Origin of the sequence: Duganella rhizosphaerae, from assembly GCF_040364205.1 — a bacterium.
Classification (GTDB): domain Bacteria; phylum Pseudomonadota; class Gammaproteobacteria; order Burkholderiales; family Burkholderiaceae_D; genus Rugamonas; species Rugamonas rhizosphaerae.
The window spans coordinates 21,088-34,721 of the sequence record NZ_BPWK01000011.1 but is presented as its reverse complement, the minus strand read 5'-3'; the positions used below and the strand labels follow the sequence as shown (position 1 = coordinate 34,721).

At 64.4% G+C, this 13,634-nt stretch carries 13 protein-coding genes; 11 read left to right on the top strand and 2 right to left on the bottom strand.

The window, feature by feature from the left end; translation table 11 throughout:
- Window positions 1-20 precede the first annotated feature (20 nt).
- From RUGAMON1_RS21815 to RUGAMON1_RS21800, 4 genes are all read left to right on the top strand, one after another.
- The gene (locus RUGAMON1_RS21815; RefSeq protein ID WP_445232509.1) at window positions 21-1,445 is read left to right on the top strand and encodes an ATP-binding protein; all 1,425 of its coding nucleotides are present in this window, start codon (window positions 21-23) and stop codon (window positions 1,443-1,445) included.
- Window positions 1,435-2,016 carry a hypothetical protein gene (locus RUGAMON1_RS21810; protein ID WP_445232508.1) on the top strand — a complete coding sequence of 194 codons (582 nt, stop codon included), beginning with the start codon at window positions 1,435-1,437 and terminating at the stop codon, window positions 2,014-2,016. The genes RUGAMON1_RS21815 and RUGAMON1_RS21810 overlap by 11 nt, the downstream gene beginning before the upstream one ends.
- A complete protein-coding gene (locus tag RUGAMON1_RS21805) occupies window positions 2,013-3,482 on the top strand; it encodes a sigma 54-interacting transcriptional regulator (RefSeq protein ID WP_445232507.1) in 1,470 nt (489 codons plus the stop codon). The genes RUGAMON1_RS21810 and RUGAMON1_RS21805 overlap by 4 nt, the downstream gene beginning before the upstream one ends.
- Before the next feature lie 225 nt (window positions 3,483-3,707).
- On the top strand, window positions 3,708-4,034 hold the full coding sequence (locus RUGAMON1_RS21800) for a BON domain-containing protein (protein WP_445232506.1): 327 nt from the start codon (window positions 3,708-3,710) through the stop codon (window positions 4,032-4,034).
- Between the two features lie 155 nt (window positions 4,035-4,189).
- Here the strand turns inward: RUGAMON1_RS21800 and RUGAMON1_RS21795 are convergent, their stop codons facing one another.
- Complete coding sequence (locus tag RUGAMON1_RS21795) at window positions 4,190-5,512, bottom strand: homoserine dehydrogenase (RefSeq protein WP_445232505.1); 1,323 nt, start codon at window positions 5,510-5,512, stop codon at window positions 4,190-4,192.
- A 22-nt stretch (window positions 5,513-5,534) separates the two neighbouring features.
- Window positions 5,535-6,767: a pyridoxal phosphate-dependent aminotransferase gene (locus tag RUGAMON1_RS21790; protein ID WP_445232504.1), complete on the bottom strand. Its 1,233-nt coding sequence runs from the start codon at window positions 6,765-6,767 to the stop codon at window positions 5,535-5,537.
- Between the two features lie 196 nt (window positions 6,768-6,963).
- Here RUGAMON1_RS21790 and RUGAMON1_RS21785 point away from each other — a divergent pair, with 196 nt between their 5' ends.
- From RUGAMON1_RS21785 to RUGAMON1_RS21755, 7 genes are read left to right on the top strand one after another with little or no spacing between them, the layout of a single operon-like run.
- Complete coding sequence (locus RUGAMON1_RS21785) at window positions 6,964-7,368, top strand: Mth938-like domain-containing protein (RefSeq protein ID WP_445232503.1); 405 nt, start codon at window positions 6,964-6,966, stop codon at window positions 7,366-7,368.
- Window positions 7,368-9,029, top strand: a complete 1,662-nt coding sequence (locus RUGAMON1_RS21780; RefSeq protein ID WP_445232502.1) for a glycosyltransferase family 39 protein — start codon at window positions 7,368-7,370, stop codon at window positions 9,027-9,029. Before RUGAMON1_RS21785 ends, RUGAMON1_RS21780 begins: the two co-directional genes overlap by 1 nt.
- A gap of 16 nt (window positions 9,030-9,045) precedes the next feature.
- Window positions 9,046-9,417, top strand: coding sequence for an SMR family transporter (locus RUGAMON1_RS21775; RefSeq protein ID WP_445232501.1), 372 nt, complete (start codon window positions 9,046-9,048; stop codon window positions 9,415-9,417).
- 53 nt (window positions 9,418-9,470) lie between these two features.
- Window positions 9,471-10,610, top strand: coding sequence for a DegT/DnrJ/EryC1/StrS family aminotransferase (locus tag RUGAMON1_RS21770; RefSeq protein WP_445232500.1), 1,140 nt, complete (start codon window positions 9,471-9,473; stop codon window positions 10,608-10,610).
- A gap of 11 nt (window positions 10,611-10,621) precedes the next feature.
- Window positions 10,622-11,617, top strand: a complete 996-nt coding sequence (locus RUGAMON1_RS21765) for a glycosyltransferase (protein WP_445232499.1) — start codon at window positions 10,622-10,624, stop codon at window positions 11,615-11,617.
- Complete coding sequence (locus tag RUGAMON1_RS21760; RefSeq protein WP_445232498.1) at window positions 11,610-12,554, top strand: formyltransferase; 945 nt, start codon at window positions 11,610-11,612, stop codon at window positions 12,552-12,554. The genes RUGAMON1_RS21765 and RUGAMON1_RS21760 overlap by 8 nt, the downstream gene beginning before the upstream one ends.
- Window positions 12,555-12,576: 22 nt before the next feature.
- Window positions 12,577-13,629, top strand: a complete 1,053-nt coding sequence (locus RUGAMON1_RS21755; protein ID WP_445232497.1) for a bifunctional UDP-4-keto-pentose/UDP-xylose synthase — start codon at window positions 12,577-12,579, stop codon at window positions 13,627-13,629.
- The last annotated feature ends 5 nt before the right edge of the window (window positions 13,630-13,634 follow it).

Genomic DNA, 13,634 nt, shown 5'->3' with positions numbered 1-13,634 from the left:
ATAGAGACTATTTAGCGACGATGCTTACGAAACTTTCGTTTCGCCAGCTGCTGCTGGGCGTCTTCCTGTTGATCGCCGTGCTGCTGAGCGCCGCTTCGCTGCACGCGCTGTGGACCCTCGACCGGCTCGCCACCCACAGCCGCGACAGCGGACGCCACGCCCTGGCACTGACCGAAAACACCCAACAACTGGCCGAACGCAGCGTGGCGATGGCGCGCAGCGCGCGCCAGTTTCTGGTGCTGGACGATCCCGCCTTCCGCAAGCGCTACGCCGACGCCTGGCGCGAGGCGCGCACGGCGCTGGACGCGGTGGCGGCGGCCCTGCCCTACACGCCGCCCAGCACCTTCGAGCGCTGGCGCCACGCCGGCGAGCAGGCCTGGGACATCCTGCAGGCGCCGGCGCGGCCGCGTTCCAGCGCGCGTCAGCAGGCGCTGGAAAAAGTGCTGGCGCCGCTGCCGTCGGTGAACGCCGAACTGGCCGACGAAGTCAAACAGGAAGTCGAGCGCCGCAACGGCGAGCTGCTCAGCGAGCTGGACCAGCGGCGCGGCGTGCTCAAGGGGCAAGTGATGGCGTCCATCGTGCTGGCGGCGCTGCTGGCGGGCGGCTTCGGCCTGTGGCTGTCGCGGCCGCTGGCGCAGATCGAGTCGGCCATCGACCGGCTCGGCGAGAACCGCTACGACCAGCCGATCGCCGTGCGCGGCCCCAGCGACCTGCAACACGTGGGGCAGCAGCTGAACTGGCTGCGCCAGCGGCTGTCGGACCTGGAGGCGGACAAGGCGCGCTTCCTGCGCCACATCTCGCATGAACTGAAGACGCCGCTGGCGGCGCTGCGCGAAGGCGTGGCGCTGCTGGAGGACGGCGTGGCCGGCGCGCTGTCGCCCAACCAGCGCGAGATCGCCGGCATCCTCAACCAGAACACGGCGGCGCTGCAATCGCAGATCGAGGCGCTGCTGCGTTACAACGCCGCCACCTTCGACGCCCATCACCTGCGGCGCGAACCGACCGACATGGCGGCGCTGCTGGCGCAGTCCGTCGCCACCCAGCGCCTGCAATGGCAGGCGGCCGGGCTGAGCGTCGCCATCGAAGGCCGGGCCGCGCCGATCGCCGTCGACGCCGACAAGCTGGGGGTCGCCGTCGGCAACCTGCTGTCGAACGCTTTGCGCTTCAGCCCTCCCGGCGGACAGATCGTGTTCCGCCTGGCCGAGTCGGACGGCAAGCTGCTGCTCGACTGCATCGACCAGGGGCCGGGCGTGGCGCCGGCCGACACGGCGCGCATCTTCGAGCCGTTTTACCAGGGCGCGCGCCAGCCGGCCGGCGCGCGCCGCGGCAACGGCATCGGCCTGTCCATCGTCCACGAATACATCGCCGCCCATGGCGGCGCCTTGCAACTGCTGCCCTCCGGCCAGGGCGCGCATTTCCGAATCGAATTGCCCTATGAAATATGACGTAGCCTCCCCCCTGCTGTTGCTGGTGCTCAGCCTGTCGCTGGCGGCCTGCACGCTGAGCTCGCCCCGTCCGACGCTGCCGACGCCGGACGAAGTGACGCTGCCGCCGCCGCCGGCCATTGTCGAACTGCCGCCACCGCCGCCGCCGGATGAAGTCGGGCCTCTGCTGAGCTACCACCAGCAGCTGCGCAAGATGACGCAGGGCGACATGCTGAAGGAGTTGAGCGGCCTGGGCCTGCAGCAGCGCAGTCCGCGCGTGGCGGTCCAGATGGGCATGGTGCTGATGCTGACGCGCGGCAGCGGCGACCTGGCGCGCGCGCAGGCGCTGCTCGACAGCGTGGCCACCGCCACCGATACCGAGGCGCAGCCGTTCAAGGCCCTGGCGCAGCTATTGTCCAGCAATTGCGCGGAGACACGCCGCCTGGCCGACCATGCCGACAAGCTGGTCGTCCAACAGAAGGACAGCCAGCGCCGCATCGACCAGCTCAACGAGATGCTGGAAGGCTTGAAGACCATCGAGCGCACCTTGCCGGCCCGTCCGGCGCCGGGACCGCAGGCGGTGATCAAATGAACGCGCCGGCCGACGCCCTGAAACCGCAGCGCGAACCCGGCGCGCAGACCCGCGCCGGCGACAACGGCGCCCCGCGCAGCGCCGCCGCCGGCCAGGGCGCCCATCTGCTGCTGGTGGACGACGACGCCGACCTGCTGCGCCTGCTGTCCATGCGCCTGAGCGCCAACGGCTACCGCGTGACGGCCGTGGGCAGCGCCGAGGCGGCGCTGGCGCGCATGGCGATCGAGCTGCCGCGCCTGGTCATCAGCGACATCCGCCTGCCGGACCGCGACGGCATGTCGCTGTTCCAGGAAATCCGCAGCGCCTGGCCGGCGTTGCCGGTGATCCTGCTGACCGCGCACGGCACCATCCCCGACGCGGTGGAAGCGACCACGCTGGGCGCCTACGCCTACCTGACCAAGCCCTTCGACGCCAAGACGCTGCTGGAGCGCATCGTGCAGGCGCTGAGCCTGTCCGCGCCCGAGGCCGGCCCCGCCAGCGGCGACCACGCCTGGCGCGCCGGCCTGATCAGCCGCAGTCAGTGCATGGACGAGCTGCTGGCCGAAGCGCGGCTGGTGGCCGCCTCCGACGCCAGCATCCTGATCCGCGGCGAAAGCGGCACCGGCAAGGAACTGCTGGCCAACGCCATCCACCGCGCCAGCCGGCGCAGCAAGGCGCCGTTCATCGCCGTCAACTGCGGCGCGATACCCGAGGCCTTGCTGGAGTCCGAGCTGTTCGGCCACGTCAAGGGCGCCTACACCGGCGCCGTGGCCAGCCGCGAAGGCCTGCTGCAGGCGGCCGACGGCGGCACGCTGTTCCTCGACGAGATCGGCGACATGCCGCTGCTGCTGCAAGTGAAGCTGCTGCGCGTGCTGCAGGAGCGCGTAGTGCGCCAGCTGGGCTCGGACGTGGCGCGGCCGGTGGACGTGCGCATCCTGTCGGCCACCCATCGCGACCTCGACGCGGCGATGCAGGAGGGCCAGTTCCGCGAAGACCTGTACTACCGCCTCAACGTCATCACGCTGACCTTGCCGCCGCTGTCGCAGCGCCGCGAGGACATCGCGCCGATGGCGACCCAGTTCCTGCAATCGCTGGCCGCCAAGTACGGCAAGACGGTGCGCGGCTACGCGCCCGGCGCGCTGGAGGCGCTGACCACCGCCGCCTGGCCGGGCAATGTGCGCCAGCTGTACAACGTGGTCGAGCACGTGTGCGCGCTGGCGACCGCGCCGCTGGTGCCCTTGTCGCTGGTGCAGCGGGCGCTGCGGGTGCCTTCATTGGAAGTGCTGAGCTACACCGAAGCCAAGCAGCGCTTCGAGCGCAACTACCTGGTCCAGCTGCTGAAACTCACGGATGGCAACGTGGCCGACGCCGCCCGCCTGGCCGAGCGCAACCGCACCGAGTTCTATCGGCTGCTGCAAAAATACGATCTGGACGCCAGCCTGTTTCGCGGCGACGGCAGCGCTGTCGCCGCAGAGCGACAGGAATAAACGCTTACATATCAATCACTTGCGCAATGGCGGCGGAAGCTTGTCGCCATCTCCCGACAAAACCGGGGCAATATGGCCGGAAATGCCAGGGCCGATCCGGGCTCAGCAGAAAAATCGCATTTAAGCGCTTGATTTTAAACAGTTAATTAGAGCTGGCACGGGGTTTGCAAAGGAGAGGATAACGTCACTGACGTTTCACCCTCAAACTGAAAAAGGAAGCAAATCATGATGACTACCAAACTGATCGCCCGCCTGCTGGTTGCCGCCACCCTGACCGCCGCTGCCGCCACCGGCACCGCATTCGCCCAGACCGAAGCCGCGATGGCAGGCGCCGCCAAGACCGGCACCGCCACCAATGACGACGCCATCACCAGCAAAATCAAGGCTTCCCTGGCAGATCAAAAACAAATCGGCGTGACCACCACCGACGGCGTGGTTGTGCTGAGCGGCGCGGTAGCGAGCACCGATATCGGCACCAAGGCCATCCAGGTGGCATCGGCCGTACCGGGCGTGAAAGAAGTGAAAAGCGAACTGACCGTCGCTTCGAAGTAAGCAGTAGCAGTAACCCCAAGTTAATAGGAGTAAGTCTTTACCGGACAGCGTGCGTAGACGCTGCCCGGTTTTTTTTCGTCCGCGAAACCCGCAATACGGCCACAGGGTCTGACCCCGTACGGGGTCAGACCCCACGCCTCCGGGTTGCGGGGTGACTAGCTCAGGTTTTCCAGGCGGATCTTGGTAACGTTACCGCACACAGTAGCCAGGCCCTCGATCTTGGCGATGGCCGCCAGCACGTTCTTCTCCTGCGTCTGGTGCGTCAGGAAGATGATGTCGGTACGGGTTTCGCCGTCCGCCGGTTCCTTTTGCATCATGGCGTCGATCGAGATGGTGGCGTCGGCCAGGATGCGGGTCAGGTCGGCCAGCACGCCAGGCTGGTCGCTGACGTTCATCCGCAGGTAGTAGCTGGTGGTGATTTCCGACATCGGCAGGATCTCGATATCGGTCATCGCGTTCGGCTGGAAGGCCAGGTGCGGCACGCGGTGTTCGGCGTCGGCCGTGGCCAGGCGGGTGATGTCGACCAGGTCGGCGATCACGGCCGACGCGGTCGGCTCGGAACCGGCGCCCTTGCCGTAGTACAAGGTGGCGCCGACGGCGTCGCCATGCACCAGCACCGCGTTCATCGCGCCTTCGACGTTGGCGATCAGGCGCTTGGCCGGGATCAAGGTCGGATGCACGCGCAATTCCACGCCTTCCACGCCGTTGACCTTGGCGCGCTTGGCGATGCCCAGCAGCTTGATGCGGTAGCCCAGCTGCTCGGCGTAGCGGATGTCGATGGCGTTGAGCTTGGAGATGCCCTCGACGTGCGCCTTGTCGAACTGTACCGGGATGCCGAAGGCGATCGCCGACATGATGGTGGCCTTGTGCGCCGCGTCCACGCCTTCGATGTCGAAGGTCGGGTCGGCCTCGGCATAGCCCAGTTCCTGCGCCTGCTTGAGCACGGTGGCGAAGTCCAGGCCCTTGTCGCGCATCTCGGACAGGATGAAGTTGGTGGTGCCGTTGATGATGCCGGCCAGCCATTCGATGCGGTTGGCGGTCAGGCCCTCGCGCAGCGCCTTGATGATGGGGATGCCGCCGGCCACGGCCGCCTCGAACGCCACCATCACGCCCTTGGCTTGCGCCGCGGCGAAGATTTCGTTGCCGTGCACGGCCAGCAGCGCCTTGTTGGCGGTGACCACGTGCTTGCCGTTGGCGATGGCTTGCAGCACCAGCTCCCTGGCCTGCTCGTAGCCGCCGATCAGCTCGACGACGATGTCGATTTCCGGATCGTTGACGATGTCGAACGGGCTGGCCACCACCTTGACCTTGCCGCCGGTGCGCTGCTTGGCGCGCTCCAGGTTGCGGGCCGAGACGGCGACGATTTCGATGCCGCGGCCGGCGCGGCGGCGGATTTCTTCCTGATTGCGCAACAACACGTCGAACGTGCCGCCGCCGACGTTACCGACGCCGAGCAAACCTACTTTGATGGGTTTCATATAAATCGTTTCTATTGTTTTGTTAGAAGCTGGCGCCGTGACGTTTACGGTAGCCTTCCATGAACTTGGCGATACGGCCGAAGGCTTCGATCATATCGTCCGAATTCGGCAGGAACACGACGCGGAAGTGATCCGGCGCGATCCAGTTGAAGCCGCTGCCCTGGACGATCAGCACTTTGGTTTCGGCCAGCAGCTCGTAGGCGAATTGCTGGTCGTCCGCGATCGGGTAGATCTTCGGATCGAGGCGTGGGAACATGTACAGCGCAGCTTTCGGCTTGACGCAAGTTACGCCTGGAATATCGGTGAGCAGCTTGTAGGCCAGGTCGCGCTGCTTGAGCAGGCGCCCGCCCGGCCCCACCAGGTCCTGGATCGACTGGTAGCCGCCAAGCGCGGTCTGGATCGCAAACTGGCCCGGCGCGTTGGCGCACAGGCGCATCGAGGCCAGCATGTTCAGGCCCTCGATGTAATCTTTCGCATGGTCTTTCTGGCCCGACACCACCATCCAGCCGGCGCGGTAGCCGCAGGCGCGGTAGTTCTTCGACAGGCCGTTGAAGGTGACGAACAGCACGTCGTCGGCCAGCGAGGCGATCGAGACGTGCTCGGCGCCGTCGTACAGCACCTTGTCGTAGATTTCATCGGCGTAGATGATCAACTGGTGCTGGCGCGCCAGTTCGACGATCTGCAGCAGCAGTTCGACCGGATACAGCGCGCCGGTCGGATTGTTCGGATTGATGACGACGATGGCGCGCGTGTTCGAGGTGATCTTGCGGCGCATGTCCTCGATGTCCGGGAACCAGTCCTGCATCTCGTCGCACACATAATGCACCGGGGTGCCGCCCGACAGCGACACCGCCGCCGTCCACAGCGGATAGTCGGGCGCCGGCACCAGCACTTCGTCGCCGGTGTTGAGCAGCGCGTTCATCGACATGACGATCAGCTCGGACGCGCCATTGCCCAGATAGACATCCTCGATATTCACACCGGCAATATTCTTGCTCTGGGTGTAATGCACCACGGCCTTGCGCGGCGCGAACATGCCCTTGGAATCGGTGTAACCCGCAGCGTTGTGCAGGTTGATTTTCATGTCCTGGACGATTTCATCAGGCGGATCGAAACCGAATACGGCTAAGTTGCCGATATTCAACTTTGTGATCTTATGGCCTTCTTCTTCCATTTGCCGGGCTTTTTCCGGCACCGGGCCGCGGATCTCGTAGCAGACTTCCGCTAATTTGTTCGATTTTTGAATCGGTCGCAAAATAAAATCCTGTCTTGGTGAGGCAAACCGCTCAGGACTGCCAAAATGCCCCGGCGGCCCGTGCTGCAATGCGAAAAGATCCATTCTGCCGAAAGCATCCCATTTAATCAACCTGTAAGGGGTGGAAAGCGCAGGATCACCCCGGAAAAACGCTACAATGGCGCTTCTTTTGCCGACTAAACACACGATTTCTGTCATGAAGCTCCACGCCAGCGATACTCAAAAATACCAGACTGTTACCGGTTACGATGAAACCGGCGTCGAAATCAACGCCCAGCGCTACAACTACAGCCTGATCGTGCTGCCGGAAATCCCGCCGCGCGCCTGGGACGCCCCCACCTTCGAATCTATTACCGCAGAGCATTTCGACACCATAGGCGCCGACAGCCCGGACGTGGTCATTCTCGGCACCGGCGCCAAACAGCGCTTCATCCACCCGCGCCTGACCGCCGCGCTGACCATGCGCCGCATCGGCGTTGAATGCATGGACAGCCAGGCCGCCTGCCGCACCTACAACATCCTGATGGGCGAGGGCCGCAAGGTTACGCTCGCCTTAGTGATTGACAACTCGATCGACCACCCCGAGGGCACCCCCGCCTGATGAACGACCTGTACAACTCCAAGAAAATCGTCTGGTCGCTGCTGGCCGCGTTCATCATCGTCTGGCTGTACGTGCTGGGCGTGCGCACGCTGGTGCCGCCCGACGAGGGCCGCTACGCCGAAATGGCGCGCGAAATGTTCACCACCGGCGACTGGGTCACCACCCGCCTGAACGGCATCAAGTATTTTGAAAAGCCACCGCTGCAAACCTGGATGAACGCGGCCTCGTTTGCCGTGTTCGGCCTGGGCGAATGGCAGGCGCGCCTGTGGACCGGCCTGTGCGGCCTGGGCGGCGTGATCCTGACCGGCTACGCCGGCAACCGCGTGTTCGGCGCGCGCGCCGGCTTCTACGCCGCGCTGGCGCTCGGTTCCAGCCTGTTCTGGGTGGCTTCCGGCCAGATCGATTCGCTGGACATGAGCCTGTCGGGCATGATGACCATCGTGCTGTGCGCGGTCATGGTCGCCCAGCGCGACGGCGCCGGCGAGAGCGAACGCCGCAACTGGATGCTGGTCTGCTGGGCCGGCATGGCGCTGGCGGTGCTGGCCAAGGGCCTGATCGGCCTGGTGCTGCCGGGCGCGGTGCTGGTGCTGTACTCGGCGCTGTCGGGCGACATCGCCATCTGGAAGCGCCTGCACCTGGGCAAGGGCCTGCTGCTGTTCTTCGCCGTCGCCACACCGTGGTTCGTGCTGGTGGCGCAGCGCAATCCGGAACAGCCCTACTTCTTCTTCGTGCACGAGCACTGGGAACGCTTCTTCCTCAAGACCCACCACCGCGAAGGCGCGTGGTACTACTTCTTCGTGATGCTGATCCCCGGCATCGCGCCATGGCTGGGCCTGCTGCCGCAGGCGCTGTGGGGCGCCGTGCGCCGCGAGCGCAACGGCGTGTTCCAGCCCAAGCTGCTGCTGTTGATCTGGGCCGTGTTCATTTTCTTCTTCTTCAGCTATTCCAGCTCCAAGCTGCCCGGCTACATCCTGCCGATCTTCCCGGCGCTGGCCCTGCTGATCGCGGTCAACCTGGAAACCGCCTCGCGCCGCAGCCGCATGATCGCCGCCGGCCTGCTGGTGCTGATCGGCGTGGCCGGCGTGGCCGCCGTGCCGCAGATGGTCACCATGGCGGTGCGCCATCCCGAGGAAACCGCGCTGCTGGAAGCCTACCAGCCGTGGGTGCTGATGGCCGGCATCGTCGCCGCCGCCGGCGGCGCGCTGGCGCTGCTGCATGCGCGCCACCTGCGGCGCGACCTGACCGTGCTCACCATGGCCGTGGCCGGCTTTGTCGCGACCCAGCTGATCCTGACCGGCTTCGAGCCGTATGGCAAAATGCGCGCCGGCAAAGCGGTGGCGCTGAAGATGCTGCCTGAGTTGAAACCCGACACCAAGGTCTATTCGGTCAGCACCTACGAGCAGTCGATGACCTTCTACCTGCAACGCACCGTGGTGCTGGTCGACTACTGGGACGAGTTCACCTTCGGCCTGCGCCAGCAGCCGGAGCTGTCCATCCCGACGGTCGATCAGTTCGTTGTGCAGTGGAATGAACACATCAAGCAAGGCGTCAAGGTGCTGGCCATCCTCAGCCCGGAGAAGTATGAAGAGCTGAAGGTAGACGGCCTGGTCATGCGCGTGGTGGCTGAGGATACGCGCCGCGTGGTCGTAGCCAACCTGTAACTTATAAAAAGAACACATGAATATCGCAACTTTCGGTTTTATCGTTTTTGGCGTGCTGTTGAACGCCATCGCCCAGCTGCTGCTCAAGGCCGGCGCCAAGAACGTCGGCGAGATCCATCTGACGCTGAGCAACCTGTTCTCGGTCGGCCTCAAGGTGGCGACGCAGCTGCCCATCATCGGCGGCCTGACCTGCTACGTGCTGTCGGTGGTGCTGTGGATCATCGCGCTGTCGCGGGTGGACGTGTCGATCGCCTACCCGATGCTGTCGCTCGGCTACGTGGTCACCGCCGTCGGCGCCTGGTATCTGTTCGGCGAAGCGCTGACGGTGCAGCGCCTGGTCGCCATCGGCATCATCCTGGTGGGCGTCGCCTTGCTGGCGCGTACCTGACGAACAATTTAGAATGCGGCCATAAGCCAAAAACAACGAGAGCGAACTACCCAATGACCTCCGCCTTACCTTTCTTGCCTTTTTCGAAACCTACGATCGATGAGGCCACCATCGCCGCCGTCAGCGACGTGCTGCGTTCCGGCTGGATCACCAGCGGCCCCAAAGTGGCCGCCTTCGAAGCCCAGATGTCCGAATACTTCGGTGGCCGCCCCGTGCGCACCTTCAATTCCGGCACCTGCACGATGGAGATCGCGCTGCGCATCGCCGGCATCGGCGCCGGCGACGAAGTCATCACCACCTCGATCTCGTGGGTCGCGACCGCCAACGTCATCATCGAAGTGGGCGCCACGCCGGTGTTCGCCGACATCGACCCGGTCACCCGTAACATCGACCTGGACAAGGTCGAAGCCGCGATCACGCCGCGTACCAAGGCCATCATCCCGGTCTACCTGTCCGGCCTGCCCGTCGACATGGACCGCCTGTACGCCATCGCCAAGAAGCACAATCTGCGCGTGATCGAAGACGCGGCGCAAGCCTTCGGCTCGGAGTGGAACGGCAAGCGCATCGGCTCGTTCGGCGACTTCGTCTCGTTCAGCTTCCAGGCCAACAAGAACATCACCACCGGCGAAGGCGGCGCACTGGTGCTCAACAACCTGGAAGAAGCCAAACTGGCCGAGAAGTACCGCCTGCAGGGCGTGACCCGCAGCGGCGTCGACGGCATAGATGTCGATGTCCTCGGCGGCAAGTACAACATGAGCGACATCATGGCCGCCATCGGCCTGGGCCAGTTCGCCAACATCGACAACATCACCGCGCACCGCCGCAACCTGGCGCGCCACTACTACCAGGCCTTCGGCCCGGAGTTCGAAGCGCAGTCCGGCGCCCAGCTGCCGCTGCAGGCGTTCGAGACCAGTAATTACCACCTGTTCCAGATCGTGCTGCCGGATAACGGCCCGACCACCCGCGCCGACTTCATGCGCGCGATGCAGGAGCGGTTCAACATCGGCACCGGCTACCACTACGCGCCCATCCACCTGTTCACCATGTACCGCGAGCGCGGCTTCAAGGAGGGCATGTTCCCCGTGTCGGAAAAAATCGGCCGCCTGACCGTGACCCTGCCGATGTTCTATACCATGACCACGGCCGATGTCGACCGTGCCGTCGCCGCCGTGAAAGCGATTTTGATCAAATGAGCGTGTCGTTGATGAAACCAGAAATTACCGTCGTCATTCCCATCTACAACGAGCAGGCCGGTCTGCAGTCCTTGTTCGACCGCCTGTATCCGGCGCTCGACAAGCTCGGCACGACCTACGAGATCGTGTTCGTCAACGACGGCAGCCGCGACAACTCGGTCTCCATCCTGGCCGAGCAGTTCCGCCTGCGTCCCGACGTCACCCGCGTGGTGCTGTTCAACGGTAACTACGGCCAGCACATGGCGATCCTGGCGGGCTTCGAAGCCTCGCGCGGCGACATCATGATCACGCTGGACGCCGACCTGCAAAACCCGCCCGAGGAGATCGGCAACCTGGTGGCCAAGATCCGCGAAGGCTACGACTACGTCGGCTCGATCCGCCGCAAGCGCCAGGATTCGGCGTGGCGCACCTACGCGTCCAAGGCCATGAACCAGTTGCGCGAAAAGATCACCAACATCAAGATCACCGACCAGGGCAATATGCTGCGCGCCTACGGCCGCAATGTGATCGACCTGGTCAACCAGTGCGGCGAGGTCAACACCTTCGTGCCGGCGCTGGCCTACCGCTTCTCGCGCAAGCCGACCGAAATCATCGTCGAGCACGAGGAGCGTTCGGCCGGCGAATCGAAGTACTCCTTGTACAGCCTGATCCGCCTGAATTTCGACCTGGTCACCGGCTTCTCGCTGGTGCCGCTGCAATTCTTCTCGATGTTCGGCATCCTGCTGTCGCTGGCCTCGGGCCTGCTGGTGTTCGTGCTGCTGGTGCGCCGCCTGTTCCTGGGCGCGGAAGCCGAGGGCCTGTTCACGCTGTTCGCGATCGCCTTCTTCTTCATGGGCACCATCTTGTTCGGCATCGGCCTGCTGGGCGAATACGTGGGCCGCATCTTCCAGCAGGTGCGCGCCCGCCCGCGCTACGTGGTACAAACGATACTGGAACAAAAACCCGGCCAGTCGCTCGACGTGCCGGCCGGTGTGGAAAAACGTACCGTAGGCCGAGGCCATGACTGATTTCAATAAACCGCAACGCGCCGTCGTCTTCGGCTACCACAACGTCGGCGTGCGCTGCCTGAAGGTGCTGCTGGCCGGCGGCGTCGACGTCGCGCTGGTGGTCACGCACGAGGACAGCGCCAGCGAAAACATCTGGTTCGAATCGGTGATTTCGCTGTGCCAGGCCGAGGGCATCCCCTACATCACACCGGCCGACGCCAAGTCGCCGGAGCTGCTGGAACAGGTCAGGGAGATCGCCCCGGACCTGATGTTCAGCTTCTATTACCGCAACATGCTGCCGGCCGAGCTGCTGGCGGTGGCGCCCGCGTTCAATATGCACGGCTCGCTGCTGCCGGAATTCCGCGGCCGCGCGCCGGTCAACTGGGCGGTGCTGCACGGCGCCACCGTCACCGGCGCCACGCTGCACGAGATGACCGTCAAGCCGGACGCCGGCGCCATCGTGGCGCAGATGGAAGTGCCGGTGCTGCCAGACGACACCGCCTTCGAAGTATTCGGCAAGGTCACCGTGGCGGCCGAGCAGGCGCTGTGGCGCGTATTGCCGTCGCTGCTGGACGGCACGGCGCCGCGCATCAAGAACGACCTCAGCAAGGGCGGCTACTTCGGCGGCCGCAAGCCCGAGGACGGCCGCATCAACTGGCTGCTGCCGGCCCAGGATGTGTACAACCTGCACCGCGCGGTGGCCCCGCCCTACCCCGGCGCCTTCACCGATATCGGCGGTGTGCGCTATGTGCTGCAACGGGCCCGATTGTCTGGCAATTTCGGCAATGTTGTATCGCTAAGTTTGCCACCTGGCTTGACAGTAGTGGATAATTGCATCTTTGGCGTGTGCGGCGATGGCCGCATGCTGACGATTTCCGCCTTGACGGCCGACGGGGAACCCGTAACGGCTGAGCAGTTGCAATCCCGCCTGGCGGAGCTGTCCGCTGGCGGACAATGAACATTACCTGGGTAACTATCACATGAAAAAAGTCCTCATCCTCGGCGTCAACGGCTTCATCGGCCATCACCTGTCGAAGCGCATCCTGGAAACGACCGACTGGCATGTCTACGGCATGGACATGAGCACCGACCGTATCACCGACGTGCTGGAGAACGAGGCCTACAAGTCGCGCATGCACTTCTTCGAAGGCGACATCACCATCAACAAGGAATGGGTCGAGTACCACGTCAAGAAATGCGACGTGATCCTGCCGCTGGTCGCCATCGCGACGCCGTCGACCTATGTGAAAGCGCCGCTGCGCGTGTTCGAACTGGACTTCGAGGCCAACCTGCCCATCGTCCGCTCGGCCGCCAAGTACGGCAAGCACCTGGTGTTCCCGTCGACCTCGGAAGTGTATGGCATGTGCCACGACGACGAGTTCGATCCTGAGAACTCGGAACTGGTCTGCGGCCCGATCAACAAACCGCGCTGGATCTACTCCAACGCCAAGCAGCTGATGGACCGCGTGATCTGGGGCTACGGCATGGAAGGCCTGAACTTCACGCTGTTCCGTCCGTTCAACTGGATCGGCGCCGGCCTCGATTCGATCCACACGCCGAAAGAAGGCTCGTCGCGCGTGGTGACGCAGTTCTTCGGCCACATCGTCCGCGGCGAGAACATCTCGCTGGTCGACGGCGGCGCGCAGAAACGCGCGTTCACCGACATCGACGACGGCATCGACGCGCTGATGAAGATCATCGACAACAAGGACGGCGCTGCGTCGGGCAAGATCTACAACATCGGCAACCCGGTCAACAACTACTCGATCCGCGAACTGGCCGCCATGATGCTGGCGCTGGCGCCGCAGTACCCGGAGTACGCCGAAGGCGCAGCCAAGGTCAAGATCGTCGAGACCACGTCGGGCGCCTACTACGGCACCGGCTACCAGGACGTGCAGAACCGCGTGCCGAAGATCACCAACACCTGCGAAGAGCTGAACTGGAAACCGACCACCTCCATGGCTGACGCGCTGAAGAAAATCTTCGACGCCTACCGTGGCCAGGTGGCCGAAGCACAAAAACTGATGGACTAAGATTT

Coding starts and splice junctions, on each gene's coding strand:
- RUGAMON1_RS21785 (WP_445232503.1), top strand. CDS start 6,964: ATGAAGCTCCACGCCAGCGATACTCAAAAATACCAGACTGTTACCGGT.
- RUGAMON1_RS21760 (WP_445232498.1), top strand. CDS start 11,610: ATGACTGATTTCAATAAACCGCAACGCGCCGTCGTCTTCGGCTACCAC.
- RUGAMON1_RS21800 (WP_445232506.1), top strand. CDS start 3,708: ATGATGACTACCAAACTGATCGCCCGCCTGCTGGTTGCCGCCACCCTG.
- RUGAMON1_RS21810 (WP_445232508.1), top strand. CDS start 1,435: ATGAAATATGACGTAGCCTCCCCCCTGCTGTTGCTGGTGCTCAGCCTG.
- RUGAMON1_RS21795 (WP_445232505.1), bottom strand. CDS start 5,512: ATGAAACCCATCAAAGTAGGTTTGCTCGGCGTCGGTAACGTCGGCGGC.
- RUGAMON1_RS21765 (WP_445232499.1), top strand. CDS start 10,622: ATGAAACCAGAAATTACCGTCGTCATTCCCATCTACAACGAGCAGGCC.
- RUGAMON1_RS21815 (WP_445232509.1), top strand. CDS start 21: ATGCTTACGAAACTTTCGTTTCGCCAGCTGCTGCTGGGCGTCTTCCTG.
- RUGAMON1_RS21770 (WP_445232500.1), top strand. CDS start 9,471: ATGACCTCCGCCTTACCTTTCTTGCCTTTTTCGAAACCTACGATCGAT.
- RUGAMON1_RS21755 (WP_445232497.1), top strand. CDS start 12,577: ATGAAAAAAGTCCTCATCCTCGGCGTCAACGGCTTCATCGGCCATCAC.
- RUGAMON1_RS21805 (WP_445232507.1), top strand. CDS start 2,013: ATGAACGCGCCGGCCGACGCCCTGAAACCGCAGCGCGAACCCGGCGCG.
- RUGAMON1_RS21775 (WP_445232501.1), top strand. CDS start 9,046: ATGAATATCGCAACTTTCGGTTTTATCGTTTTTGGCGTGCTGTTGAAC.
- RUGAMON1_RS21780 (WP_445232502.1), top strand. CDS start 7,368: ATGAACGACCTGTACAACTCCAAGAAAATCGTCTGGTCGCTGCTGGCC.